At 43.2% G+C, this 26701-nt stretch carries 19 protein-coding genes; 12 read left to right on the forward strand and 7 right to left on the reverse strand.

Annotated features, from left to right (window positions below; translation table 11 throughout):
• Positions 1-3: 3 nt before the first annotated feature.
• The 4 genes from BLT94_RS15875 to BLT94_RS15890 form a co-directional block, all read right to left on the reverse strand.
• Complete coding sequence (locus tag BLT94_RS15875; protein ID WP_092236238.1) at positions 4-777, reverse strand: hypothetical protein; 774 nt, start codon at positions 775-777, stop codon at positions 4-6.
• Positions 765-1517 carry an ABC transporter ATP-binding protein gene (locus BLT94_RS15880; RefSeq protein ID WP_092236241.1) on the reverse strand — a complete coding sequence of 251 codons (753 nt, stop codon included), beginning with the start codon at positions 1515-1517 and terminating at the stop codon, positions 765-767. The genes BLT94_RS15875 and BLT94_RS15880 overlap by 13 nt, the downstream gene beginning before the upstream one ends.
• Before the next feature lie 81 nt (positions 1518-1598).
• The gene (locus BLT94_RS15885; protein ID WP_092236244.1) at positions 1599-3710 is read right to left on the reverse strand and encodes an ExeA family protein; all 2112 of its coding nucleotides are present in this window, start codon (positions 3708-3710) and stop codon (positions 1599-1601) included.
• Between the two features lie 71 nt (positions 3711-3781).
• Positions 3782-4702 carry a prepilin-type N-terminal cleavage/methylation domain-containing protein gene (locus BLT94_RS15890; RefSeq protein ID WP_092236247.1) on the reverse strand — a complete coding sequence of 307 codons (921 nt, stop codon included), beginning with the start codon at positions 4700-4702 and terminating at the stop codon, positions 3782-3784.
• Between the two features lie 350 nt (positions 4703-5052).
• On the opposite strand from BLT94_RS15890, the gene glnE reads away from it, so the two are divergent.
• The 8 genes from glnE to BLT94_RS15930 all read left to right on the forward strand — a co-directional run bounded on the left by glnE (position 5053) and on the right by BLT94_RS15930 (position 14870).
• Positions 5053-7953: a bifunctional [glutamate--ammonia ligase]-adenylyl-L-tyrosine phosphorylase/[glutamate--ammonia-ligase] adenylyltransferase gene (glnE, locus tag BLT94_RS15895; protein ID WP_092236250.1), complete on the forward strand. Its 2901-nt coding sequence runs from the start codon at positions 5053-5055 to the stop codon at positions 7951-7953.
• A 194-nt stretch (positions 7954-8147) separates the two neighbouring features.
• Complete coding sequence (locus BLT94_RS15900) at positions 8148-8564, forward strand: hypothetical protein (protein ID WP_092236253.1); 417 nt, start codon at positions 8148-8150, stop codon at positions 8562-8564.
• A 159-nt stretch (positions 8565-8723) separates the two neighbouring features.
• Positions 8724-10124 (forward strand): putative metal-binding motif-containing protein, encoded by a 1401-nt coding sequence (locus BLT94_RS15905; protein WP_092236256.1) that lies wholly within the window; start codon positions 8724-8726, stop codon positions 10122-10124.
• Between the two features lie 540 nt (positions 10125-10664).
• Entirely contained in the window at positions 10665-11150 is a 486-nt protein-coding gene (locus BLT94_RS15910) for a pyridoxamine 5'-phosphate oxidase family protein (protein ID WP_092236259.1), read from the forward strand.
• Positions 11151-11260: 110 nt separating this feature from the next.
• Positions 11261-12721: an NfeD family protein gene (locus BLT94_RS15915; protein WP_092236262.1), complete on the forward strand. Its 1461-nt coding sequence runs from the start codon at positions 11261-11263 to the stop codon at positions 12719-12721.
• Between the two features lie 16 nt (positions 12722-12737).
• The gene (locus BLT94_RS15920; protein WP_092236265.1) at positions 12738-13214 is read left to right on the forward strand and encodes an NfeD family protein; all 477 of its coding nucleotides are present in this window, start codon (positions 12738-12740) and stop codon (positions 13212-13214) included.
• Positions 13215-13229: 15 nt separating this feature from the next.
• Positions 13230-14204, forward strand: a complete 975-nt coding sequence (floA, locus tag BLT94_RS15925) for a flotillin-like protein FloA (RefSeq protein ID WP_092236268.1) — start codon at positions 13230-13232, stop codon at positions 14202-14204.
• Between the two features lie 90 nt (positions 14205-14294).
• Entirely contained in the window at positions 14295-14870 is a 576-nt protein-coding gene (locus tag BLT94_RS15930; RefSeq protein WP_092236272.1) for a hypothetical protein, read from the forward strand.
• A 16-nt stretch (positions 14871-14886) separates the two neighbouring features.
• Here BLT94_RS15930 and BLT94_RS15935 read toward each other — a convergent pair whose 3' ends face one another.
• Both BLT94_RS15935 and BLT94_RS15940 read right to left on the reverse strand, forming a co-directional pair.
• The gene (locus BLT94_RS15935) at positions 14887-18201 is read right to left on the reverse strand and encodes an AAA family ATPase (RefSeq protein ID WP_092236275.1); all 3315 of its coding nucleotides are present in this window, start codon (positions 18199-18201) and stop codon (positions 14887-14889) included.
• 47 nt (positions 18202-18248) lie between these two features.
• Positions 18249-19226, reverse strand: coding sequence for an SPFH domain-containing protein (locus BLT94_RS15940; protein ID WP_092236595.1), 978 nt, complete (start codon positions 19224-19226; stop codon positions 18249-18251).
• A gap of 921 nt (positions 19227-20147) precedes the next feature.
• Here BLT94_RS15940 and BLT94_RS15945 point away from each other — a divergent pair.
• Both BLT94_RS15945 and BLT94_RS15950 read left to right on the forward strand, forming a co-directional pair.
• Positions 20148-21332 carry an AAA family ATPase gene (locus tag BLT94_RS15945; RefSeq protein WP_092236278.1) on the forward strand — a complete coding sequence of 395 codons (1185 nt, stop codon included), beginning with the start codon at positions 20148-20150 and terminating at the stop codon, positions 21330-21332.
• On the forward strand, positions 21329-21964 hold the full coding sequence (locus BLT94_RS15950) for a DUF4276 family protein (RefSeq protein WP_092236281.1): 636 nt from the start codon (positions 21329-21331) through the stop codon (positions 21962-21964). The genes BLT94_RS15945 and BLT94_RS15950 overlap by 4 nt, the downstream gene beginning before the upstream one ends.
• 64 nt (positions 21965-22028) lie before the next feature.
• Here BLT94_RS15950 and BLT94_RS15955 read toward each other — a convergent pair whose 3' ends face one another.
• Positions 22029-23033, reverse strand: a complete 1005-nt coding sequence (locus BLT94_RS15955) for a methyltransferase (protein WP_092236284.1) — start codon at positions 23031-23033, stop codon at positions 22029-22031.
• A 259-nt stretch (positions 23034-23292) separates the two neighbouring features.
• On the opposite strand from BLT94_RS15955, the gene BLT94_RS15960 reads away from it, so the two are divergent.
• The gene (locus tag BLT94_RS15960) at positions 23293-25845 is read left to right on the forward strand and encodes an efflux RND transporter permease subunit (protein WP_092236287.1); all 2553 of its coding nucleotides are present in this window, start codon (positions 23293-23295) and stop codon (positions 25843-25845) included.
• Positions 25827-26690 (forward strand): outer membrane lipoprotein-sorting protein, encoded by an 864-nt coding sequence (locus BLT94_RS15965; protein ID WP_092236289.1) that lies wholly within the window; start codon positions 25827-25829, stop codon positions 26688-26690. Before BLT94_RS15960 ends, BLT94_RS15965 begins: the two co-directional genes overlap by 19 nt.
• Positions 26691-26701: the final 11 nt, after the last annotated feature.

The raw sequence follows: 26701 nt of genomic DNA on the forward strand, positions 1-26701 counted from the left end.
GGGTCAAATATCCTTTTGTTTCAGGAAAACGGAAGATAAAATCAGAATTCCGGCCAGGTAAAAGGCCCAATAGCCTGTGGAGATCAATATTTTTTCTACGGGAATGGGTTCATGGTGGATCAGGGCCAGGCGGAAATTAAAAAAATCAAAATCCGGCAGGATAATGCACAATGCCTTGACCAGGTAATAATGCAGTTCACTGCCCAATTTACCAAGACCGATGAAGCTGAGCATGGCCTCACGGGTGGAATGACCCACAATATAGGTGCCGATAACCAGCATGGCATTTAAAGGAAAACCCGTCTCCATGCTGTAGAAAAAAATTCCCACAGCCATGAGAAGGCTGAATTCCAGCATGGTCCAATAAGCTGCACCAAAGATGCCGTATGCAATGGTGTTGCCGAAATACCATGTCAGACCAAAAATCCCAATGGCGGTCACCATGGAAAACAAAGCCTGGATCAGGACGGTGCCTGCAAATTTGCCCATCAGATAGGCACCTCTCGGAATGCGGTTCAGCAGCACATAGCGCTCATAACGGTTTTTTTCTTCATACATGGCATATAAGCCGAACAGGATGGTAACGGCCAGGCCTACCAGGGAGAGTCCCACCATGCCGGCGTTAAGGATAAACCTGGCAGGGGTGTCCAGGGACAGAAAACTGATATACACGGAAAAAACGAAAAACAGGGCCAGAAAAAGCAGCATTCCCCATATAATCCTGCTGCGAAGGGATTCTTTGAGCATGGACCGGGCAATATAAATCATTGGGCGCATGACAAAACCTCCTTTTTAAACACTTCATCAAGATTTTGGCTGTGGGTTTGTTCCAGGAGAGCCTCACGCGTATCCATGAGTTTGAGTTCCCCCTGGACAAGGATGCCGATCCTGTCGCAGACCCTTTCCACTTCGGAAAGAATGTGAGAGCAGAAAAAAATGGTTTTCCCGGCCTGCTTCTGGGTGATCAGAAAATCGATCACCTCGGAACGGCCGACTGGATCAAGGCCCGAGGTGGGTTCATCCAGGATGAGCAGGTCGGGGTCGCCCACAAAGGCCTGGGCAAGGCCTACACGCTGGCCCATGCCTTTGGACAGATCGTGGATTTTACGATGGGCAAAGGTGTCCATGCCCACATGGCACAGCAGAGTCCGGGTATCTTTTTTCGCACGCTTGGCAGGTATCCCGGCAAGGCCGCAATGGAACAAAAGGTATTCTTCGACTGTCAGGTGTGGATTGGGCTTAAAGCTTTCCGGCAGGTATCCGGTATTTTTCCGGGGTTCTGCAAATTTCTGGGCTTTGCCGTGGAAGAAAATATCTCCGGTATCGGGCATGACAAATCCCATGAGCATTTTTACGGTTGTTGTTTTTCCGGCACCATTGGGTCCGAGCAGGCCGACGATCTCACCGGGTGCCACTGAAAAACAAAGGTCTTTCAGGGCCGGAACACGGTTTTTTTCTTTTGATCGGTATGTTTTACCAAGGTGGCAAAGTTCCACCGCAGGAGAAGTATGGCTCATCTTGCAAGCATGTCCTTTTTATCGGTTTTTATTTGACTTTTGTATTGGTTTTTATCTGGATTTGTATGGTTTCATATGATTCTATCTGTTTTCAACATGTTCGGGGGGTAACACAACAGCGGTACGGCTGACAGTCTCCAATGCCCATAATTTTCCGACTATTTTCCATTCAGGTGTGTCAGCATGCGGACTGAACTTGCGCAGATACAACACCTTGGTTCCCTTGTCCCCGTAAATTTTTGACCGGTAATCCTGGTAAAATACGGCATAGGCCTCATAAGGGTCCAGGGGATTGATCAGGCAGACGGGATCAGATAGTTTCAGCCGGATAAACCCGCTTCCCTGAAAGATATTCTCTTTGATTTTCCGCATCCGGGTTTTGGAAAAAACCAGGGGCTGGTCATTTTCCACATCATGGATCGAGATCACGTTGCCAAGATAGGTCATGATTTTGTCAAGATCCATTGACTGCCAGGTTGCAGCCCATTCAAGAACGGTTTGCCGCACTGTTTTTGCACCCTGCTCCGGCCCTTTTTGGGGCAGAGTTTCTGGGTTCACGGCAATGATCGGGGTGATGCCGCTTTTGCTGTTTGTACGGATCAACTGCCAGAATGCCGGATTGTCCACCTGTATTTTTTTCAGGTAAGCAATTTCAGGATGAAAAATAAAAGGGGTTTCCCGGTTGGCATATCCGGCCATATACACCCCCTGGGGGTATGGCCAGTCAACATTGATCCGGCTGGATTCAACCAGGCGGTTTTCCCGGTTTTTCATCATCATAAGTGTATGGGTGGCCATATTGATCACACCTATCTGTTCCATTCCCCGGGGAATGGTAACCCATTTTTTGGCAATGCTAAACGGGTCTGCGGCATTGGGCTGAATGGGATAAATTGCGTCTTTTTTTTTGGGGATGGTGTTTTGTGTACTGATTTCTTCGGTTTTGATTTTTTCAGTCTGGAGAATTGTTTCCGATGCTGCGCTGACCTGTTGGTTATTGGTTAGGGTTTGCTCTGCAGGTGTTGTACCCGTATCGGCAATGGTCCGGGGGGGGTGTTTCACGGTGTCCGTGATTGGGGCCTTTGTGATTGGGGCCTTTGTCGCCGGGGCCTTTATTATCGGGGCGGTAGCGGTTTGAGAGGAATCAATGGTGTGAACGGATTCACTGTCAAGGGGATCCCCTTTTAAAGCCGGTGATACAGGTGAAGATGCCGCAAACGGGGCACGGATAAGCGTACAGGCCCTGGAAAAAAACGGCAGGTCGGGATGGACCCTTAAATAGCCGCCCGCACATGCCGCCAACAGGAACACAGCAAACACAGCATAGGTCATGGGCCGGAACAACGGCCTTTTTTTTGACTCATCAGGTTCACCGTCAATGCTCAGGATGGCTTTTTCCAGGTGGGTGCTGCTCACCCGGCTGGTGCCCTGGACATAGGCGGCCATGAGGCATCGTTCACACACAATGTTGATCAGCCGGGGAATCCCTTTGCTGTACTTGTGAATCCGGGCTATTACCCTTGACTGGAATGAAACGGGAATCTCTTCCGGATTAATGGCGGCAATTTCCAGGCGGTGAAAAATATAGGCACGGGTCTCTTCTTTGGTAAAGGGTTTTAATCGGTATCTGATGGTAATGCGCTGGGCCAGCTGGCTGAGCCGGGTGGCCGTGATTTTTTCTTCCAGTTCCAATTGTCCCACCAGGATAATCTGGAGCAGTTTGGCTTTTTCCGTTTCCAGGTTGGAGAGCATCCGAAGCTCTTCCAGGGTTTCATCGGGCAGATTTTGCGCTTCGTCCACGATGATGATGACCTGTTTTTCCTCTTGGGCCCGGGCCAGCAGAAAATCCCTGAACAGGGCGATCAGGGATTCCCTGGAAGTGTTTTTGATATGGGACATGTCAATTTTCAGATCCTGCATCAATATAAACAGCAGGTCGTCCGCCTTGATATTGGAGTGCAGGATCAGCCCCACCACCACCGAGTTCCCGATGTCCTTGAGAATTTTGCGCAGCAGCATGGATTTGCCCATGCCCGGCTGCCCCGTGATCTGGACAAAACCCTCTCCTCCCCGGATGGCATAGACCAGGGTTTCCAATGCATTTTTATGTGTCTCGCTGGGAAAGAAAAAATCAGGGTCAGGGGAAAGCCTGAAAGGGGCTTCCTTTAATCCATAAAGCTTTTTATAGTCCACTTAGTACATCCTCCGCCTCGGGCAAAATTCAATGACAACGGGTCAGGGTTTAACTTATTTATCCGGGTGGTTTATGGGATTATGTCGTCCGTATTACCGGACACACCATCAGGGCCGGCTGAGAAAAATTTGTGTTCCCGGGCATTACCTGTGTATGACGTAGCATCCCCCCAGTCATAATCATTCCCCCATGGATCTTGCTTATAGGCATCCGCCATTCCATACCATCTTATTATAAAATCAAGAACATTTGCATCCGGGCAACCATAAGTCGCTACTACCCCTTTATCTATTTCATCCATAGTTAGTAAGCCGCTGTTCGGGTCATTAGTCGTAGTAGTTGGCGGACAAGCAACAACAGCAACAGTAGCAGCCACGCCGCTTGTATCAACTGTTGCTGCATTATTATCATTATCAACACCGGCATAAAGCTTATCAAAAGCACTGACCCTTGCCTGTAGTTCTTTTAATTCCGTCAGGGCAATTTCCGTTGCTTCGGCAGATACATTGATGGGGATGACAATATCATCAATATTAATAGTGACGAAATCGGTTACACCACTTGTGGTTGTAGAGGTCACATCAATTGCTTGATTCGGCCCGCCACTGATGATCACACCGCCCACGGGCTTGCCGCCATCAATCGTAAAAGACACGATGCTTGTGGGCGTATTCGGATAATATTGAAAATACCGCCCCCATGCATCCAGCCGGAATTTTTGTTCAAGGTCCAAATTGGCTGAATCTGTCGGAACGCTCTGGGCAGGAGATGCTGATGCCAAAGGCAAATTCCCATGCCCCCGGTAATAATCTTTTGCCTTCTGGGCGACAATTTCCATTCGCTGCCGGGTGTCTTTGGTTTTGCTTATTCCCTGCAAAGAACTGATAATGCCGATGGCAAATGCGCTGACCACTCCGAGAAGCGCCATGACAAGAAATATTTCAAGAAGGGAGAATCCGCCCTGGCCGCTTATATTTTTTTTTTTTTTCATGGAACTCCTTATAATAAAATATTATTTGATTGTTAATTACTCAACTTCCGGCGTTGGCAGAAGTTATGGAGTCTGCTGCGCTTTAGTTCTGAGAGCTGAGTTAATTACTGACAGATTTACTTACAGGAATTTGATAAAAAGTCAAGGGGTTGGCCCGGTAATATCATGGTATTTTGCTTCTATAAAATTTCAGCCGGGTCATGGGCTGGGTAGATTCGCTGCTTCTGACCTTATCTGCCGCGTCTGCCAAACTTAAGTTCGAAAATTGAGTTCATTTCTTGATAAAATGCGTTGACAATATTATGGTGATATTCAGTATTTGAATGAAAATCTGAAATAACAGGATAAAAATGGACCATAGCCTTATTGATAACGTATTCCCCGATCTGGATAAAGATCTGTTAAAAATTGAAAAAAACAGGGAGGCCGCTTTCAGGGAAAGCCTTGAAAAATCCGGGCATAAGATTGATATGGATGCGGATGTAACATGCGATCTTATACGCATGTTGCTTTTCAGCGAATATTTTGCATCTGCCATTACCAGAAATCCTGGTATATTCAAAGATCTGATCGAATCAGAAGACCTGTTCAAATCCTATTCAAGAAAGACCTATGCCATAAAGCTTGAGAAAAAAATTTCCATCGGCATGGATGAGTCAATGGCCAAGCAAATCCTTTTACAGACCAAGCTGTATGAAAGCATAAGAATCGCCTGGCGTGATTTGACAGGCAACGCCCTGCTCGAAGAGACGCTTTGCGATCTTTCAAATCTTGCCGATGCCATTGTTGCTACGACCATGAGCGTTATCTATGATTCGCTTTGTGAAAGTTACGGAATGCCGGTGGACAGCCAGGGAAATTTCCAGAGAATCATTGTGCTGGGAATGGGCAAGCTGGGTGCCGGGGAGTTGAATTTTTCTTCGGACATTGATCTTATTTTTGTTTATCCCGAACAAGGATATACAAACGGGGAAAATATCATTTCCAATGAAGAGTTTTTCACAAAATTATGCCGCAGATTTTTAAAATTTTTTTCAGCCGGGTCTCATGAAATTAATTTTTACAGGCTTGATACCCGGTTAAGGCCTTATGGAGACAGCGGTCCCTTGGTGATGAGTGCCGCAGCGTTTGAAGAGTATTACCAAGCTCAGGGCAGAGAATGGGAAAGATATGCCATGATAAAAGCAAGGCCCGTTGCCGGTGATATTGAGGCGGGCTTCAAGCTTTTAAAAATGCTGAATTCCTTTATTTACAGGCGGTACTTTGATTACGGGTCTTTTGATTCTTTCCGGGACATGAAACACAGGATTATGCTGCAGGTAAAAAACAAAAAATTAAAACACAATATCAAGCTGGGTGCCGGAGGAATAAGGGAAATAGAATTTTTCGGGCAGTTATTTCAGCTTATCAGGGGCGGGGTGGAACCAAAACTTCAGGAGCGAAAAATTTTAAAGGTTCTGGATCTGCTGCAAATCCATCATTGCATTGACGAAACAACAAAAAACGACCTGAAAAATGCCTACCTGTTTTTACGAATCGTGGAAAACAGGCTTCAGGCCTATGGGGATCTTCAAACTCATGATATCCCACAAAAGCCTGACCAGCAAAAAATCCTGGCGCTTTCCACGGGGTATGATTCATGGGATGATTTTGCCGGGGTACTCAATGACCACATGCAAAAGGTTCATGCCCATTTCAACCTGTTGCTGGTTACCGAAGAGCAGGACAAACCAGACAAAGAAACACAGAATCTCAAAGAAATATGGAGCAATATCAACGACCCCCAGTTTGCTGCAGATGCCGTAACCATTAGCGGATTTAAAGAACCTAAAAGGATGCTGGGCCTTTTAAGATCCCTTGAAGAACACCCCAACACCAAACGCTTAACGCCCAATGGAAGGAAAAAACTGGCAAGGCTGATGCCTGTACTGCTCAAGAAAATCAGCGAGCAAAATGACCCTGACACCATTTTAAGCAAATTGATTGACCTGATCATCACCATTGAAAGAAGAACCTGCTACCTGTCGCTGCTAATTGAAAACAAAAAAGCGCTTAAATCATTGATAAACCTTGCCAAAAAAAGCCCCTGGATCATCTCTTTTTTCTCAAAGCACCCTGCCCTGATGGACGAACTCATGCATCCTGCCACACTCTATTTTCCTCCCGGCAAAAAGGCCCTGGAAAAAGAAATGCAGATCCGTATGGCAAGTATTCCGCCGGGCGATATTGAATTTTTACTTGAACAATTGTGTATTTTCCGGCAGATCAATATGCTGCGGGTTTCTGCGGCAGACGTAAGCGGAAGTTACCCGTTGATGAAAGTCAGTGACCACTTGACATATATTGCAGAAACCGTTCTTGCCCAGGTTCTTCAAATCTCATGGAATATTGTGACACAAAAATACGGAATTCCCGAAGGCATTTCAGGAGAAAGCCTGGATCATTGCGGATTTGCAATTGTTGCCTATGGAAAAGTGGGCGGGCTTGAAATGGGATACAAATCAGACATTGATATTGTCTTTTTGCATACTGACGTGTCAGGCACTACACATGGAGGAGAAAAAAGCATTGACACCATCCGGTTTTATTCAAACCTGGGCCAGAGAATCATCAATGCATTGACCATGCATACGCCTGCAGGAACCTTGTACGGTGCTGACATGAGGCTGAGACCAGGAGGTGCTTCGGGAATGATTGTCTCCCACATTGACGCTTTTGAAGAGTATATGGAAACCCAGGCCTGGACATGGGAACATCAGGCATTGATCAGGGCCAGACCCGTGGCCGGAGACAAACTGCTCTGTTCAAGGTTCAATGATATCAGGAACGCTGTTCTGACAAAGAAAAGGGATGCTTCCACCCTTAAAAAAGAGGTGGGAGATATGCGAGAACGGATGCGGGATGAACGATTGACATACAAGAAAGATTGTTTTGATTTAAAACAGTCCAGGGGCGGTATTGTGGATATTGAATTCCTGGTTCAACATCAGATTTTAAAACATGCCCATGACTGTCCTGATCTGATCATCTGGACGGATAATATCCGGCTTCTGGAAAGCCTTGACGGTGAAGGCATTATTACCGGCTGTGAGAGTGAACGGCTTCAAAATGCCTATCTTGTCATGCGAAAAGCCATACACCGGCTCAATCTCCAGGAAAAAAGCCTTGAAATCCCCCAGACCTGTTTTTCCGAAGCCAGAGGCCATGTCATTGAGATATATGACCGATATTTAACCGATCACCAGGAGTGAATGCTTTTTCTCATAAAGCGAACCGCTTTTGCCATGAACTTACGTCGTTCACTGCCTTAGGGTATGAGTCCCATAATTGCCTTTATGGTTGATATGATACCCCTTTTTAGATAGAGTTCCATTTTATCTAATCTTTTAGAAATTGTTTACCGGACTGAGACACAGCCGTAATAATAACAAGGAGAATGTTGTACATGTCAGACACTTGGCAAAAAGACCCGGATAGTGGGGGCGTTAAAATTAATGATAAAGTAAAACATCAGACACAAAAACGTATTTTAAAATATGCGGATGCTAATCTGTCTGGTCGATATAAAAAGCTTGATATTCGGTTCCGTGATAAATTTTGTTATGTCGACGCTTATACCGAACCAGATGTTACTGAAAAATGGCCTACAGATTTTCCAGAAACAAGGGAAGAGCATATCGAACGTATGAGAAACACGCCAATTCATCTTTTCAGGCTTCGGTATTATGGTGATGAAGATGAATGGGGATTGGCCTTTTACAGTTATGCCCATAACAACTATGAAACGTCCGTATTTCCAAATAGAGCATTTTTTGGCACACCGGAATTAGCCCTTGAGACATATGCTGGCTTTCATCTTTAATCCGGGGAGGGTTTTTAACTATTTACAGGCTTAGAATTGGTTGGTATGAGGTATATTAAGCTTTTCCAGTTGATATCGTGGTGGGACATCTCAAATGTAATCAAAGGAGGAAAGAGATGAAATCAAGTTTACTTTTATTAAAAATAAAGAGAAAATATCATGAAAATTGTTAAACGAACTTTAGGTGTAATAATTATATTTACATCATTATTTTGTAATTTCAGCTATGCTTTTGCTGAGGAAGGCTATCATTATCACATTAATCCAGCCTATATTCATCTGGCTAAACAAAGAAGTTCTATTTCATCTAAGAATACAATAAAATTAGCTGTCGCTATACAATGTTATTCATATGATGATCTAAAAAATGCATTGTCTGTGCAATTGAAAAATCATACTCAAAATTTTCAGATTCACATGGAATATGATTTTCAATTTTCTGAAGTTGGTGATATTTTAATGCAGGTTCAAAATGAAGTATTTTCAGATGATGATTATCTTGCAAATTCCTATGTGAGTTATTCTTACTCATGGAGTGGCTACAATGGAAATGTTGATATTGATTTACAAATTGATTTTTTAACCACTTATGAAGAGGAACAGGCGATTACGCAAAGAGTTCAAGAAATTCTTTATGGAGAGAACGGTATTATAGATTTAGAAATGAATGCTGAAGAAAAAGAGAAAGAAATTCATGATTGGATTGTGTTGAACGTTGAATATGATACCAGTTTAGTTGAGCATAGTGCATATGCTGCACTATTTCATGGAAAAACCGTTTGCCAGGGCTATAGTCTGCTTATGTATAGAATGCTTGACATAGTTGATATTGAGTCAAGGATTGTTGTAAGTGATTCCATGAACCATGCCTGGAATATGGTTTATTTGTGTGGTAACTGGTATCATCTTGATGTTACATGGGATGATCCGATTCCTGACACCCCAGGACGTGTACTGTATAACTATTATAATTTATCTGATTCGGAAATAAATGATGACCATATACTTACTGTAGGATACCCGACGGCATCACTTGCCTATATTGAAGGCGTTTGTGGTAGTGACCCGCCAAGTTTAAATATTTATTATCGAGACTATGACAATGACGGTTATGGAGATCCAGACAGCCCATATGAAACCTCTTCTCAACCTTCAGGATATGTGAAGGATAACACTGATTGTAATGATTATGACTCAAGCATTCACCCAGGAGCCACCGAAATCAGAGGCGACGGAATTGACCAGGATTGTGACGGCAGCGACTATCTTGAATTTGCAACTTTTTATCTACAATCAAAAATACTTGAAATTCCTTCTGTGACAATAGACGACAGGAACATGCAATGGATTATGAGAGCGACAGAACGTAATGTGTTTCGGTTAATCAAGCAGATACCGGTAACGGAAACCGTTAGTGAATCTGCAATTTTTAATCTACAAACCCATATTCTTGAAATTCCTTCCGTAACCATAGGTGACAGGGATATGAAATGGATTATGAGAGCGACAGAACGTAATATGTTTCAGCTGATTAGGCAAATACCGGTGACGAGTTTCTAATCTCAAATCATATATTACAGCTTTTTTAATCAAAAATAAAAAAACATAGATTAAACGGCAATCTCAAAAACAGTGATTTTAACAAAATTTTTGTTTTTGAGATTGTTTCATCTATCCGTTGACCGTTTATAGGATAGCACCCCCGATTCATGCTCTTATGTATGCTAAGAGATATCAACCGGCATGGAACCGAATCTTAACTTTTTTATAAAAGTTAAGGAGTTTAAAGTCCGTCAAGAACACTGTTTATAAAGCCTTTTGGCCTGTTTAGTAAATTTGGTTTTGCTTTTCTCAAAAAAAAACCGTTAAGTTTAGCCCGCATTTTAATAAAACTTAATGAGATGATAAAAAAACACAAAGAATACAAACCTCCCAGAAAAAGAAAGCGGTACAACCGTTGAACCGATCCGAAAAAAAAAGATATTCGTTTTTCAACCTTTGCAGAACAGCATAGACTGACACACAATCCCCGGCAGTCTTACAAATTTTTCAGGAAAAATCTGGCCCAAACACTTAAAATATGACATAAGTATTCAACATATGGACAAAGAAATTCAAAACAAAACAAGTCGGCTGATCAACGAAACAAGGGTCATGACTCTTGCGGTTTCAGATAAGGATATCCCGTGGTCATCCCCTGTGTATTTTGTGTTTAATGACAACGGGTTTTATTTTTTTTCCAATGAAAATTCCCGGCACATACAATACGCAAAAGATCAAAAAAATATTTCTGCGTCTATTTTCCAGGATGCAGACCGGATGGATGAAATTTTTGGATTCCAGATGTCTGGAAAACTTGAAAAAGTATCAAAAAAGACCAGATATCTTGTAATTGTTAAAAAATATGTGGCCAAGTTTAATTTCCTGGAAAAAATATTCGGCCCTCAAATTGTTAAAAACAAACGCTTTTTTTTAGAAAAATTCAAATCACAGCTCTATTGTTTTCATCCGGATAAAATCTTTTTATCTGACAATTCCAAAGCAACCGGCAAAAGATCCCAAATCAATTTAAACAACATCACCTGACTCTTTTTGCAGGTCTGGCCGTGGCAGTTACTCAAAAGCGCCTTGACCTTAAAGAGAAAATTATCTATCGTGTAATTAAGATAATCCATCATTCAATGAGAAACGTTTAAATGAAGCAAAAAAAATATCTGATATATATCCTGGTTTGTTTTTGTATGTTTTTTTGTACAAACACATTGTATGCTTCCTCAAAAAAGCAAAAAGTATATGTCATTCCTGTTTTCGGCACAGTGGAACCCGGCATGGCCGCCTATGTCAAAAGAGCTTTGGAAGAGATCAAGGACGAAACAGACGCTGTTTTTGTGTTTAAACTGGATACATTCGGCGGCAGGGTGGATGCAGCCCTTGAGATTGTGGACACAATTTCCAATGTGCCCAAGGGAAAAACCATTGCATTTGTGGAAAAAAGAGCTATTTCCGCAGGGGCCCTGATTGCCCTGTCTTCAAATCTTTTGTTCATGAAAAATCACACCATCATCGGGGATTGCGCCCCCATCATCCAGACCCAGGAAGGTCAGAAAATGGCCGGGGAAAAAATTCAGACCGTTCTGCGGGCAAGATTTCGTGCCCTTGCAAAGAAAAACAATTACCCCGTGGTACTGGCAGAGTCCATGGTCACAATTGATATGGAAGTCTACCAGGTGGAGATTGACGGTCAAAAAAAATTCATGGATAAAAAAGCATATGACGACCTGACCGAAAAACAGAAAAAAAAGATCACGTCTAAAAAGACCATTGTTGCCAAGGGAGAACTGCTGACCATGGATGACGTTGAAGCCCTTGACCTTGGGTTTTCCCAAAAAAGTGTAAAAAGTATCGAACAAGCCCTGTCTTTTGCCGGGTATGATTCAATTGATGTTATCACCATTGAGGAATCCTGGTCCGAAAGCCTGGTCAGATTTTTGCAGCCGTTTTTACCCGTATTGATGCTCATAGGAATCGGGGCCATATATACGGAAATAAAAGCTCCTGGATTCGGTATCCCCGGTTTTATCGGCATCACATGCCTTGGGCTGGTATTTTTTAATCAATACCTGGTCGGCCTTGCAGACTATACGGAATTGTTACTCCTGCTCATCGGGGTTCTGCTGCTTGGCGTGGAGGTGTTTGTTCTTCCGGGATTCGGTATTGCGGGAATTTCAGGACTGGCGGTTATTGCGGTTGGCCTTGTTCTTTCGTTTCAGCAATTTGTGGTTCCCGACCCTTCATTTCCCTGGGAAGGCAGGCTGCTGATGAAAAATCTGGCACTGGTTCTGGGTTCGTTTATGTTTGCCTTTTTCATCTCTTTGTTCATGATCCGGTTTGTTTTGCCATTGTTTTCAAAATTAGTCAAAGGCCCCTATCTTGAAGAGACTTTATCGCATTCCCATGTGGATGCAACAACCGACTTGAACATAAAACCCGGAGATACGGGAACAGCCCATAGCTTTCTTCGCCCTTCAGGCAAGGTGTTGATCCACAACAAAAAAATCGATGCCATAACCCGGGGTGAATTCATTGACCAGGGCACTCCGGTTATAATTGACAAAATAGATCAAAATCGTGTTATCGTTAAACCCAAAATTTCCTGAAACATAAAGGCGCGGAATGAAACCCTATATTTTACCTGTTCTTCTTCAAATACTTGGAATTTTAGTCATCATTGCTGAAATTTTCATCCCTTCATTAGGGCTGTTAACCGTTATCGCACTGGGTCTGTTTTGTTATTCCCTGTACATGGTATTTACCACCATATCCACAACAGCCGGGATGGTCATCACTGGCCTGGATGTCACCATGATTCCTGTTTTAATTGTTGTGGGGATGAAAATACTGGCAAAATCACCACTGGCGCTCAAGCAGGAGTTATCAAAACAAAACGGTGTGGTGTCACAAAATCAGGAATTTGAAACCTATCTGCATATGAAAGGAAAATCCGTCACCGACCTTCGTCCGGCAGGAATAGCTGAGATCAATTCTCAACGGGTGGATGTGGTGACTGATGGAGAATATATTGAAGCAGATACACCTATTATTGTCACGGGTGTCACAGGAAACCGTATTATTGTTGAAAAAAACAACTAAGAGGAGATGATTTAAATGGATTTTATGTACATTCTGTTAATTTTTGCAGGCATTATCGGCCTGGTACTGTTTTATTTTATTTTTTCATATCTGACCTTGTGGCTCCAGGCATTAGTATCCGGTGCAAAGGTCGGGTTAATCAATATCATTTTCATGCGGTTCAGGAAAGTTCCGCCAAAGCTGATTGTTGAATCCAAAATTATGGCCGTCAAAGCCGGCATTGAAATACCCACGGACAGTCTTGAGTCCCACTTTCTTGCCGGCGGTAATGTCAGCCGGGTGGTCCAGGCACTGATTGCCGCAGACAAGGCCAATATCGAACTGACCTTTAACCGATCCGTTGCCATTGATCTGGCAGGCAGGGATGTTCTGGAAGCCGTACAGATGTCCGTCAACCCGAAAGTCATTGAGACCCCTCTTGTGGCTGCCATGGCAAAGGACGGCATTCAATTGAAAGCCATTTCAAGAGTCACTGTGCGGGCCAATATTGACCGCCTTGTGGGCGGGGCCGGGGAAGAAACCATTCTGGCAAGGGTGGGCGAAGGCATTGTCACCACCATAGGCTCTGCCATCACCCACAAGGAAGTGCTTGAAAACCCGGATTCAATATCAAAAACCGTGTTGAAAAAAGGGCTGGATGCCGGAACCGCTTATGAAATTTTATCCATTGATATTGCGGATGTGGATGTGGGCAAAAACATCGGGGCTGAGCTGGAAACCGACCGGGCAGAGGCAGACAAGAAAATCGCCCAGGCAAAAGCCGAGGAAAAGCGTGCCATGGCATTTGCCCAGGAACAGGAGATGAAAGCCAGGGTCCAGGAAATGCGGGCCAAGGTTGTGGAAGCGGAAGCTCAGGTGCCCCTGGCAATGGCGGAAGCCTTCAGAAGCGGCAACCTGGGGATTATGGATTATTATAGAATGAAAAATATTTCCGCAGATACCAAAATGAGGGACCAGATCGCAACACCCGAATCAGGCCCTGAAAAATAACCCGAACATACCGGTCTTTTATCCCCTGCCCTAAAATTTGAAATTTGGAGCAGGGGGTTTAAGACCTTCTTTTTAGCAAGGATAAGCGCCATGGATTTTGATTCCATTATCACCGTTATTTTTCTCATTATTTTTTTTATTATGCCGTCTATTTTAAAACAGCTTCAAGCCAGGAAAAAAAAGAAACTTGCATCGAAAATAATAACACCAAAAGGAAAAAAGACAAAACCATCCATAATTGGCCGGATCGGCGATCAGATCCGGGAGTTTGTTGAGGAACTTGAAAAACAGGCTCAGCAGCAGGAAAAAGCAGCCGAGAAACCGGATACCCTGTGGGATGTGCTTGAAGAAGAGCAAACGTCACATCCCGGCCTGGAGGTTACCGGAGAAGATGTGGATAAATATGTGACACCTGGAAAAACAGACTATCCCGGCACAAGAATTCGGTGTCAAAAGGATGTACCGCCTGAAAAAACAGACCGGTCTGCCGAAAGAATCCGCTATCAAAGAGAAGAGTCTTGTAACGGGAACCGGAAAGAAGAGCCGTGTTCCGGGAAACCAATGCGCCATTTTCGCAACAGGTATTGTTTTAAATCCGATCCATTGCAAAATGCCGTTATCTGGTCTGAAGTTTTGTCCAAACCCATCGCATTAAAGGATGAGTAGAAAATTTTAAAAAGCCTTATTCCTCCATGTAATTTTTAAAAATCTGGTCATGGGATATATATTTTTCCCTGTCAGGATCTGTAAGATATTTGCGAATGGCATCGACCCGCTTTAATATTTCATTTTCCGCCCGTTTCCTCATCTCCTGTTTTGTTTGGATAATATTTTCTTTGAGATTCGGTGTTCTTTTAGTGGCATAGTATTTTTCACTTTTCAACTTGATCCGCATCTCAATCAAATCTTCCAGCTGCCGGTTGTGTTCATCATCCAGGAAAAACACTTCAGGCATGAGATCGGCAAAATGGGTTACGGCAATGATATCTTTTTTGCTTTGCCAGTATCCCATTAAAAATTCAGGTTCAAGATCCTTATAGTTTTGTAACGGCATATACATTCTTCGAAGATATAACAAAACCTTTTCCGTCTTTTTCCTGTGGCCGCCGATAATGACGGACCCGCCGACTTCATCTTTTCTGACCCCTTTGGTCCAGGGCGCTCCGGTAATACCGAAATCAATGCACAAAGGAATCCGCAAAAGCGCGGAAAGCGTATTCAAGGCAAGGGCATACCCGGCAGAAGGTCCACCCACATTATAAGATGCGGAAAGCAATTGATGGTGAATGGAATATCGCTGTAAAAAATCACCAAAAACCCATGGAATGCTGTGTTTGGGGGACAGCTCCTGGATGTAGTTTTTCACCATGGTCAAGGCTTCCTGGGCAGACTGTTTGGTCATTTGAACCGCCATGTCAAGTTCTGCCGAATTTGCTGAAGAAGACGAAACCGCACCCGTGACAATAATTTGAGAGCCGTCCACCCTGCCGGTCAGGCTGGTGGCAATGGGCAGCAGCATTCCGGTGAGATCGTTTGCCCCAACCCCAATGATGAATCCAACCTGGGGCTCTTTGCTCAATTCCGTTTCCAAAAATTCATTGAGCTGAATAGACCCTTTTCTTACAGGACTCTGGGATATTTCCCTTCTGGCGGATTCAAGATGAGCTTCCACCAGCGGATAATCTTTTTCCGACCTGATGTGATCCACATTGGCAAGAATCTGGTCATAGTGGGCCACAAAGTTTTTGATATCATGCTTGATTTTTGACTTTATCAAGGGCGGAGCTTTGACCGCATCAAGAATACCAATAATGGTTTTAAAATTAAGCTTGATAAAATTATATTTTTCCTCCCGGGTGGACTCTTTAAGCCGCCGGAGCTTTAACAGCACCTTATATTCCGTGCTGCAAAGGGCAATGGCTTTTTCCGTGAACGAAGTGTAATCAGCCGGCGTGTTACAGATTCCCTGGGCCGTCTCAATGATTTTTTCAATTTCAAACTCACGGGTGTGGGAAGCTGATTCAAATTGTTTTTTTATGATGTCAAAGATATCTTTTTGCCGCATATGACCTGATATTTCAAGGGTTTTAAGTCTTTTTGAACGGATCAGGGCAGGATCAAGAATATCCAGGCGGTTGGTGGTCAAAACCGTAAAAACTTTGTTCAGCGGGATTTCCCCATCAATAATATTTAAAAATTTATTGGTCAATGCATCCGAAGGCTGACCGCCCGTGGCACTTCTTCGGGGTGCCAGGGCATCTCCTTCGTCAAAGAAAATGATCGTCGGCGCGACCATTTTTGCAATATCATACACCTTTTCAAGATTTGATACGGCCCCGTGAACCGGGCTTGAAGGGTCCTGAAGGGCTGAAGGGCTTGTGGCGATATCATGAACCTTGAGATTGGAGGAAAGCCAGGTCCGAACAAGAAAGGTTTTCCCACTGCCCGGCGGTCCGGTCAAAACAACCCCTTTGTCCTCGCTGATACCATAGCTGAAGCAATTGTTGGCCATTTCTGAAAACTTGTCCTTGATATCCCCCACATACTCATCCCATTTAACGGTCCTGTCCATACGGTCAACCACCTTGCTGTACAATTCGCCATAGACATTTTTAGCAACCAGCTGAAACGCATTCCTGACCAGGATGCTGTTGTCCAGAAAATCAAGAATAAAATCCCCCCGGATATTGATGATGGATTCAATAAGTTTTCTCACATATGCAGGACTGATTTTAAGGCTTCTTTCCTTAAACACGGCATATATTTTTTTTGCGGCAGCATCAAGGCTTTCAGAATCCTGGTGATACAGGGTGGGGATCTGGTGCCGCTTGATTTCAAGAAAGATGATTTTTTTGAGATTCTCCGCATTCATCCAGTATTTGGAGATGTCAATGATACAACCTTTTTCCACAAAACGTCTGTATATGGCGGAATCAAACCGATGGGTCTGGTCGCTTGTGGCAATGACAAAACAGTCGCGCCTGCCCTCGATAATTTCATCCAGTACAATATTGGAGGTATCAATCAGGGTCCGCTGCTGTTTTTCCGCCCCTCCGCTGCCGGGGCCGCTCTCTGACTTCCCAAATGCAGAGTGCGCTTCTTCAATGTGACGAATGGAGGTGGTTTTGGGGTGACCCATGGCCCGTTTAAAATAATTGCCCGGTTCTCCTGATAATGCGGTCTGATAATCGTTTGGGGTAATAATGGATGAATCAACCGTCATTCCCCGTTCTTCAAAATAGGTCAGGTTGCTCATGATTCGTTTTTTAAAAATGCGTCTTAAAATCGGAATCTGTGCAAGGCGGCTGTAAAAAACCTGTTTTCTTTTTCTTGCAATTTTCATGGCAAATTCAGGGTCAACATCTTCCAGGCTTGTAAACAGGCTGTGCGTTGCAAGAATTTCTTCTTTTTTCTTTTTCCAGTCAACCATGGGGATCACTTCGTTCCTGAACACCACCTTTTCCAGGGTTTCCCTGACCGTTGCGCTCTTGCCGCTGCCGGAAGTGCCTTCGATGAGAACAATGGGGGCTTTGGGCACATCCTGGTCTTCAATATGTTCTTTGCGGATATGGGCCCGGTATATCTTGTCAAAAGTTTTCTCAAGTTCAAAGGGAACGTGGAGATCTGTCAGTTCCTTGTCCAGTACGGCAATCAGATAATGATATTCCGGTTTTGTCAGTTCTTTTTCAATAATGGTATTCCAGGATGCGCCCGGATTGGTCTCGCCTGAATATAAAAACCGTTTTTTCCAGTCCCTGAGAATTTCAGGATTGTTCAGCACATTCATTTTTCTTTTTTTCCGTTTCATAAGAAAAACAAGGAAAAAATATTCTTTCAAAAATGAAATCAAGGGATGGGTGGGCTTATACTGGTTCAGACGGGACCGGACAAAGGCTTTGGTATCATAATTCCATGACGCCACAAGGTTTTCTATTTTTTTGATGGAATCTTCCGGAAGCCTGATCAATGTTTTTTCTTTTGTCGTTCTTTTTGCCATGGCCTTCTCCCTGGATAAAATACAATCCGACTTTGGTTAAGATTTTTTTATTCTGTCGGTGCCGGCATATTCTTTTTGCTGTCTTTTATGGGGACATTGCCTCTTTTTTCAAACATGGAAGGCAGTGTTAGAGAAGGTGCTTGCCCCTGGCCATGGAGAACAAAAGTTTTTTGCTCTGATTGATTTTTTTCATAGGCAGTGGCCCATTTCTGCTGGGAAAGAAATTCAAACAATGCCGGATTCACGCTTTGTTTGTCAGATCCTCCCAAAGCCGCATGAAGGGATCGAATGCCCTCAAGATAAGCTTTGTACAATTTTTTTATTCTGTCGGCTTCCTGGTCTGCCGCATAATTATCGGCTTCCGCGATCAGCTGTCGCCGCTTTTTTTCTTCTGTTGCCTCAACCAGTTTGTCACCGAACCTTGTTTCATTGATCACAAAACTTACCACTTCAATTCCGTATTTGCCTTCAATGGTCGGGCCGTTTTTGTTGATGGGACGATTTTTCAATGCCTGAAAAATAATTTCTTTTATTTTTTCCCGTTCACTGATCAGTTTATTGACCTCCTGGGCTTGCAGGGTGTCTTTGGCAATACCGTCAAAATCCCCCTGGAGAAGAATTTCAGGAAAAAGGTTCTCAATTCCCCAAACCTTTAAATCTTTTATTTTAAATGTCATCAACGCAGAAGTCCAAAGGGCAACGTTTTCCCGGGAAATGATTTTAATGGGGGCGGAACTTCCTCCAAGATACAGATTCTGATTCATTAACGGAACATCCTTTTCAAGTCTGGTAAAAAAAGGAAGCCTGTAATGCCAGCCAAGATCTGTTACAGCCTTACGTTTTCCCCCAAACTGCTCAAGGATAACCGCATAATTGAGTTTGACCTTGTAAATGACCTTGGTTGAATAAACAACAGCAGCCAGAGAATAAAAAAGGGCGATAATAAAACAGACAAATGCCATTATTCTGATTAAATTCATCACCCGTGCCCGCTGAAGAAATACCTGCGAAGACTGATCCTTCATAGCTGTTCCTTTCTTTTTAATAACTGCCACGGGCAGATTTGATCTTTTATCCTGATTTGCCCACAACAAATAATGAAAATAACTATTGGAATTACCAAAACTTTCAGACAAACGCCAAGTGCTGTCAAAAAATTTAAGCTTATAAAGCCCTGGATTATGAGAGTTATTAGCTGGAGCAGCGATCAAATGAAATGAATACCTGGATGAGGTTCAATATATGACGAAAGTATACATCAAGATATAATACGAGTCAAAAAATATTTATTGCCGCCTGTTCAGCATCTTTTCATGAGGTGATACCGATTAAAATCCCCGATTGAGTCGGCCTCTACCGCAAAAATGTGTTCGTGTTACCCCATTTTGTTTAAAAGCATGGATTTTTATCAAAATAATTTTGCTCTCCATATTTTTAAACATCGTGTATAAGAATTATATCCGGCACACGGGATTTGAATAAAAAGGTATGGGGTTGCACACAAGTTGAATTTGAATATCTCTTTACAGTCATTTTAAATATTGCTACGTATAATTTTCAATTATTATGCTCTTTGAACTCGGATATCATTCAATTTTACAGGGTATCCGGATATTTTATATTTACTTGTGAAATGAAAAACATGAAATTTGATAACAAGCTAATCAGGAATAAAAAAAATCGTTGGCAAATTTGGTTATCGGATTTTTTATCTTCGTTTTATATGTTCACACCTAAAGCTTTACACTATAAGTCACAACGAAAATTATGTTAGACGAATTCATTGAAAACGATGTTTCAGTTATCGGGATAGATCTGACGGTGCGGTCGCAACCTGTTAGATTGGCAACTTGAGATAATCAAATTAATTACAACAAGAAAAATACACCGGATAAAATCGGTGATTTTCAAAATTTAACCATCGAAGAACAATAGGAAAACAACGAATGAAAATTAACAAATTAGATATCGAAGGGTTTCGTTCCCTCCGGAAAGTAAGTTGGTCACCTGGTGACCTCAACGTAATTATCGGCCCTAACGGCACAGGCAAGTCTAATTTGCTGCGTTTCATGGAATTAATTTCCGTATCAGCACAGGGCAGACTCGGCAAATACATACAATCTTTAGGTGGAATGGATCCAATAGTTTGGGATGGAACTGCCTCTTCCATAAAGTTTGTAATGGAAACAACGCCTGAGGGCGGAGATATGGGGCCTGAAAATTACGAGCTTGAGCTGGTACGCCTTGGATCGGGGAGTTCATATAAGATTGAAAAAGAACGCTTGGTAAACTCTCATAAATTAAGAAAAGGTATTGAAAAAAATCCGTTTAAATTTTTAGAACGAATTGCAAAGTCTGCTGTTATTTTTGATGAAAAAGAACATACCTTTACCACACCTGAAGAATTTGTATCAGATGAAGAAAGTCTGCTTTCCATAGCATCCGGACCATTTATTAATAACCATTATATTCCACCGTTCCAAAGAAAGTTGTCTTCTATAGCTGTTTATCATGATTTGCATACCAATAAGGATGCGCCTGTTCGTCAATCGGCTATTTCCCGTATGGAAAAGCGGGTAGACCCTGACGGACAAAATCTTATATCTGTCATGCACACCCTTTACACAGGAGATCGTGATTTTAAAACCGACATTAATTCCGCCATGCAGGCTGCATTTGGCGATGATTTTGAAGAACTGGTTTTCCCGCCTGCGTCTGATCAGAGAATACAAATGCGCATCCGCTGGAAATCACTGAAACGGGAACAATCGGCTGCCGAACTCTCAGATGGGACCCTCCGTTTTCTGTTCCTGTTAACCGTCATGGCGAGCCCATCACCAGCCCCCGTTATCGCTATTGATGAGCCGGAAACCGGTCTTCATCCATCAATGCTTCCTGTGGTTGCGGAATATGCTGTTGAGGCATCCAGGAGATCACAGGTCATTTTGACTACCCATTCTCCACAATTTCTGGATGCTTTTGCCGGAACGATTCCCACAACCACAGTCGCAAAATGGGAAAATGGTGAAACAATTCTACAGACCTTGAAAGGAGAAGACCTGGCATACTGGTTGAAGGAATATTCGTTGGGGTCTCTTTTTAAATCAGGAGAGCTGGAGCAAATGAAATGAGATTTATTCTTTTTGTTGAAGGTTATACGGAAGACAAGACATTGCCGCAATTTTTAAAAAAATGGCTTGATCCAAGATTAACTGATCCTGTCGGAATTAGAACCGTTCGTTTTGAAGGATGGCCACAACTGTTAAAAGACGCCCCTTTAAAAGCCCGAATGCATCTGAACGGTCCGGCTAAACACGATATTATTGCAGTAATTTCTTTATTGGATCTTTACGGCCCGACCTTTTATCCCAAGCGCTTAACTAAATATACAGAACGTTACAATTGGGCCAAGAAACATATGGAAAAGGCGGTTGGCCAACCAAAATTTTTTCAGTTTTTTGCAGTTCATGAAGTAGAGGCATGGCTTTTAAGCCAACCGGATATTTTCCCATTGAAAATTAAAAAAGCATTCCCGCCAAAGATTCACAATCCGGAAACTGTTAACTTTAATGAACCGCCGGCAAAATTGCTGGAGCGTCTTTATTCTTCGCATATGCCTCGGTCATACAAAAAGGTTGTGAACGGTAAAGAATTTTTCAGCAAACTTGATCCAAACATCGCATATCAAAAATGCCCTAAACTCAAAGAACTTTTGGATAAAATGTTGAATTTGGCTAAAAAATCCCAATCAACAGCAACATAAATAAGGATAGTTGACAGCAGCAAAGGTCATGCAAAATTTCAACTTGGGCCGATGCAGCATCTTTTCATGAGGTGATACCGATTAAAATCCCCGATTGAGTCGGCCCTTCAAAAGAAAGCCGCTTGATATTTTTTACCCCGTGTGCCGTAAGCATGTTTGAAATCTCGGTTTCGCTGTAAGATTTGCCGTTGGGTGTTCCTAAGTACATGTTAAGAGAAAAAAGAGCCGGGAATAAAGGGCTGTCCTTGGAATCGTTCAAAATAAAATCATGGATAAAAATTTTACTTCCAGGTTTTAGTGCTGAAACCGCTTTTCCAATTATCTCACCGGCCTGCTCAGGCCCCTCGCCATGAAGTATATGGGAAAGCCAGGCAGCATCAAACCTGTCAGGACAAGTAAATTCCTCTTCAGTATAATTTCCTGAAATAAAATCGACCCGGTCTGAAACATTAAATTGCCGGATTGTTTTTTCGGCAAAGGGGCGGGTGGCCTCAAGGTCATAGACAGACGCTGTTAATCCTGGATTGGCAAGGCAAAAATGAATGGCATAGGTTCCGGGCCCTCCGCCAAAATCAAGGAGACGTTTACACTCTGACAGGTCAAGCTTTTTTGACAGATCCGGGGCAATGGCCATGCCGATGTTGAACATGCCCATAAGAAAACTTTCCCGACGTTCTTCATCGGAAAAAGAAGACCTCATCCGGGTGGGTTTGCCTTCAATGATCGCTTTGTCCATTTTATGCCACGATTCCATGAGATGGTGGTGGTGCAGGATCATAAACCCGACATACTGTTTGGACTCTTTTGAAAGAAAAGTTAAGGCCGGAGAAGTATTGGAATAGCTTTCATCCTTTTTCACAAGAAGCTCCATTGCCGCCAGAGCATTTAACAGCATGGAAAGCCCACGTTCATCCACTTTGAGCTTTTTATTGATGACATCACAAGAAACAGTATCTGATCCGATAACCGTGAAAATATCAAGTTTTACTCCGGTGTGAAGCGCACATGTTTTCCAGTAATATCCCGACACGTCCAGAAGTGTTCCAGGATTCCAGTTCTCCTTGTTCATTTTGCCTCCTTTTACAATTTTTTTCCAAGATACGAATTTTTACAACGATCTGATTTAATTGCCTTGCTCACATTACTCATATCATATACAAAAAAACAAATAAATTTCAATTCTTATGCAAACCTATGCATAGTTGCATAAGAATATAGCCTGTTTTTTTTGTTTATCTGCTTTTCCATCCTTTTGGATGGTGACTTTTGTTGTGCCCCGGCCTAAAAAAGCTGGAAACATGGAAATTTAACACAAACAGGAGTTGGATATGGGACAAATCTTATCTGGAATAAATAATTTTTTTGAAGCCCTGCCGGACAGGCTCCGGCAAAAAAAATGGCGGGTACTGCTTTTTTTCGTTATTGCCACAGGTTTTATGAGTCTTGGCGTTAAAAATGTTGTTATAGATGAATCATTGACCTCTTATTTTCAAGACGATGACCCGGTAAAAAAGGCCTATGATAATTTCAGAAGCATTTTCGGCGGGGATGAGTATGTCTATATTGTTTACCGGGCAAAGGACAAGGATATCTTTTCCAGTGCATCCCTGGCTGCACTGAAAAAACTCCACCATGACCTGGCCGATTACCGGTTGAATCTTGAGTCTACAATCCCTTCAGCCCTGGATCATATTGAGGAGGTGAAAAGCCTTATCAATGTCAAATATATGGAAGCTTGGAATCAAACACTTTATTCCAGAAGTTTTATTGGTGACCGTCTGCCACAAAATCATACGCAGCAAGAACAATTGAGAAAGAAAGCATTGAATCATCCGGATTATCCCCGGATCTACCTTTCCGAAAACAGCGAATACGGTGGCATTGTTGTCCGTACGGATTTTAATGCCCGCCTGGAACCGCTTGTTGGGCAAAAAGATACCGGCAAAAAAATTTCAACCGGGTTTGATGATGAAGACATTGTTTTTGATACCATGGATGCAAAAAAAAACATTTCCAAAGATGCGGGTGATCTAACCCTTTGCAAAGAAGATATCAGGGAATATCCCCTGTTTATGAAAAAGATCAGGGCCATCCTTGCCAAACCTGAATATACGGCAGCTTTTGAATTCTATCCCGTGGGCAACCCGGCATTGATGGATTTTTTTGCAACAGCGGTAATAAATGATATGGGCCGGTTGATGTCCCTGGTGCTGTTATTGATCATTATCATGCTGTGGATTCTTTTCAGGTCTTTTTCCGCAGTTCTCTGGCCGGTTGTGATTGTGATCCTGACCATAATATGGGTTCTGGGACTTGTGGGCTGGCTTAAGATTCCCATGACAGCCATGCTGCAGGTGATTATTTTCCTGGCCCTTTCCGTGGGCATCGCGGATACGGTACATATTCTTTCGGGATATCTTTATTTCAGGAATAAAAATCTTGATCACAAACACGCCATTTGCAGTGTCATGAAAAAATCCGGGTTGGCCTGTATGTTGACAAGCCTGACAACGGCTGTCGGACTTTTTTCCCTGGTTCTGGTTCCCATGAAGCCGATTTCTAATTTTGGTGTGTTTGCCGCTGTTGCGGTTTTGTTTGCATTTGTTTTCACGGTTCTTCTCCTGCCTTTGATGCTGGACATCTGGAGTCCGGTTTCCAAAACAAAAGCATGTGAAACAGATCATTTTATACTCAAACTGCTGAAAAAAATAGAACAGGTCAGTGTTTCCCATTCCTGGAAAATGATCCTGATTTTTTTCGGAGCAGGGATTTTCATGGTTTTCGGCATACTCCAGCTGAAAGTGGATTCCAACTTTGTGGAAATTATAAAAAAAGGCATGCCCTTGAGAGAGGCCTATGGCATTGTTGATGAACACCTGGGCGGCACCGGCAATATGGAGGTAATGCTTGATTTTAAACAAGAAGACGCGTTAAAAGACCCACGGGTTTTGTTTGCCATGGAATCTTTGCAAAACTTTATGGAAGAAGATGAGTCATGCCGGGTGGTCAAAACCCTTTCACTGGTGAATGTGGTAAAAGAATCCCATAAAGCACTTCATGACAATGCCCCTGAAAAATATCTCATACCGTCAGATCCAGCGATTTTACAACAGGTATTATTCTTGTTTGAGAATGCAAATCCAAAAGACCGGACCCGGCTGGTGTCTGATGATTATTCCCAGGCAAGGATCGGGCTAAATTCCCTTAACGTGGGGTCCATAGAGGCTTTGAAGATCATGAAAAAAGTTCAGGCCTTTATTGATCACAGGTTTGCCGGACTCAAACAGACCTACCCGGATCTGGACGTTACGTTGACCGGGAACATGGCGCTGTTGTCCATTATGCTGGACTATATTGCCTGGGCCCAGATCAAGAGTTTCGGCCTGGCGCTGCTGGTGATTTCCGTCATTCTTTTCCTGGTTCTCGGGTCGTCCAAATCCGGGCTTGTGGCACTGGCCCCCAATCTGTTTCCCATCCTGACAACTTTTGGGCTGATGGGGTATTTTAACATTCCCCTGGATGCGGACACGCTGCTGGTTGCACCGATCATCATCGGGCTTGCAGTGGATGACACCATCCATTTTATGACCCATTTCAGACTTGAAATGGAAAAATCAAAAGACATTGCCGCCGCCGCCATCCAATCGATCCGGGAAGCCGGTCAGGCTATTGCGTTCACCTCATTGATTCTATCTGTGGGGTTTCTGGTGTTTTTACTGTCCTTTCACAACGGACTGAGTCATTTTGGCATATTTGCCGCGATTGCCGTTCTGACGGCGTTACTATCGGATCTTTTTTTACTGCCGGCATTGTGCCGGGTATGTAATGTTAATTTTAACCGAACTTTAAAAGAGGTGGACAGATGCGAATCCTTGGCTTGATCTTTATTCTTTCAGTGCTTTTTATTTCAGACGGTCTGGCCGGCGAGGCCAGGCAAATTGTTCAAAACGTCCTGGACCGGGATGACGGAACCACAGAGATCGGGCGGGTCAGGCTGTCCACCTGCGGTGTTGTAAAAAAACAAAAAACAATTGTCTGCAAATCAAATCCCAGGGTAAAAATCATGGATATGGTCAGAAAAGACTACGGCCCCAGGGAAAAGGACCATAAAACCGTCACCATTATCATTGAACCTGCCGGAGAAAAGGGGATCGGATTTTTGCAATACGATTATGAGCAAAAAGGCAAAGAGACTGACCAGTGGCTTTACCTGTCCGCCCTGGGAAAGGTCAAACGAATTGTATCCGGCAATGAGCAAGAACCGAAAACCGGCAGTTTTTTCGGCTCTGAACTCAGTTATGAGGATATGGAAAAAAGGCATATTGATGATTATACCTATCGGCTCCTGGGTGAAGAAACCTATGCAAACAGAGCCTGTTATGTGATTGAATCCGTGCCGGTAAAAGAGAGGGCGATCAAAAGCAATTATTCAAAAGCCCTGGATTGGGTGGATAAGGACCGGAATCTGATTTTAAAATCCATCCTCTATAACCGCCAGGGTAAAAAATTCAAACGGTTCTATTTTGGCAAGATTACAAAGATCAACAATATCCTGGTGCCAATGCAGATTATGGTTCTCAATCTTGAGACCCACCGCAGAACCGTGATGAGCTATGAAAAGATCGCCCTGAATCTGCCGGTGGACGATGACTTTTTAACGGTTAGAACTCTTATCGACGGTGCGTTCCGGGAAAGCAACCTGAAAAAATACCAGGCTGCTTATTGATAGATCGGAGG

Origin of the sequence: Desulfobacula phenolica (genome assembly GCF_900105645.1) — a bacterium.
GTDB classification, from domain to species: domain Bacteria; phylum Desulfobacterota; class Desulfobacteria; order Desulfobacterales; family Desulfobacteraceae; genus Desulfobacula; species Desulfobacula toluolica.

What these genes read in the sequence shown, in the direction of transcription:
- BLT94_RS15875 (WP_092236238.1), bottom strand. Translation starts at nt 777, where the DNA reads ATGCGCCCAATGATTTATATTGCCCGGTCCATGCTCAAAGAATCCCTT.
- BLT94_RS15880 (WP_092236241.1), bottom strand. Translation starts at nt 1,517, where the DNA reads ATGAGCCATACTTCTCCTGCGGTGGAACTTTGCCACCTTGGTAAAACA.
- BLT94_RS15890 (WP_092236247.1), bottom strand. Translation starts at nt 4,702, where the DNA reads ATGAAAAAAAAAAAAAATATAAGCGGCCAGGGCGGATTCTCCCTTCTT.
- glnE (WP_092236250.1), top strand. Translation starts at nt 5,053, where the DNA reads ATGGACCATAGCCTTATTGATAACGTATTCCCCGATCTGGATAAAGAT.
- BLT94_RS15900 (WP_092236253.1), top strand. Translation starts at nt 8,148, where the DNA reads ATGTCAGACACTTGGCAAAAAGACCCGGATAGTGGGGGCGTTAAAATT.
- BLT94_RS15905 (WP_092236256.1), top strand. Translation starts at nt 8,724, where the DNA reads ATGAAAATTGTTAAACGAACTTTAGGTGTAATAATTATATTTACATCA.
- BLT94_RS15910 (WP_092236259.1), top strand. Translation starts at nt 10,665, where the DNA reads ATGGACAAAGAAATTCAAAACAAAACAAGTCGGCTGATCAACGAAACA.
- BLT94_RS15915 (WP_092236262.1), top strand. Translation starts at nt 11,261, where the DNA reads ATGAAGCAAAAAAAATATCTGATATATATCCTGGTTTGTTTTTGTATG.
- BLT94_RS15920 (WP_092236265.1), top strand. Translation starts at nt 12,738, where the DNA reads ATGAAACCCTATATTTTACCTGTTCTTCTTCAAATACTTGGAATTTTA.
- floA (WP_092236268.1), top strand. Translation starts at nt 13,230, where the DNA reads ATGGATTTTATGTACATTCTGTTAATTTTTGCAGGCATTATCGGCCTG.
- BLT94_RS15930 (WP_092236272.1), top strand. Translation starts at nt 14,295, where the DNA reads ATGGATTTTGATTCCATTATCACCGTTATTTTTCTCATTATTTTTTTT.
- BLT94_RS15935 (WP_092236275.1), bottom strand. Translation starts at nt 18,201, where the DNA reads ATGGCAAAAAGAACGACAAAAGAAAAAACATTGATCAGGCTTCCGGAA.
- BLT94_RS15940 (WP_092236595.1), bottom strand. Translation starts at nt 19,226, where the DNA reads ATGAAGGATCAGTCTTCGCAGGTATTTCTTCAGCGGGCACGGGTGATG.
- BLT94_RS15945 (WP_092236278.1), top strand. Translation starts at nt 20,148, where the DNA reads ATGAAAATTAACAAATTAGATATCGAAGGGTTTCGTTCCCTCCGGAAA.
- BLT94_RS15950 (WP_092236281.1), top strand. Translation starts at nt 21,329, where the DNA reads ATGAGATTTATTCTTTTTGTTGAAGGTTATACGGAAGACAAGACATTG.
- BLT94_RS15955 (WP_092236284.1), bottom strand. Translation starts at nt 23,033, where the DNA reads ATGAACAAGGAGAACTGGAATCCTGGAACACTTCTGGACGTGTCGGGA.
- BLT94_RS15960 (WP_092236287.1), top strand. Translation starts at nt 23,293, where the DNA reads ATGGGACAAATCTTATCTGGAATAAATAATTTTTTTGAAGCCCTGCCG.
- BLT94_RS15965 (WP_092236289.1), top strand. Translation starts at nt 25,827, where the DNA reads ATGCGAATCCTTGGCTTGATCTTTATTCTTTCAGTGCTTTTTATTTCA.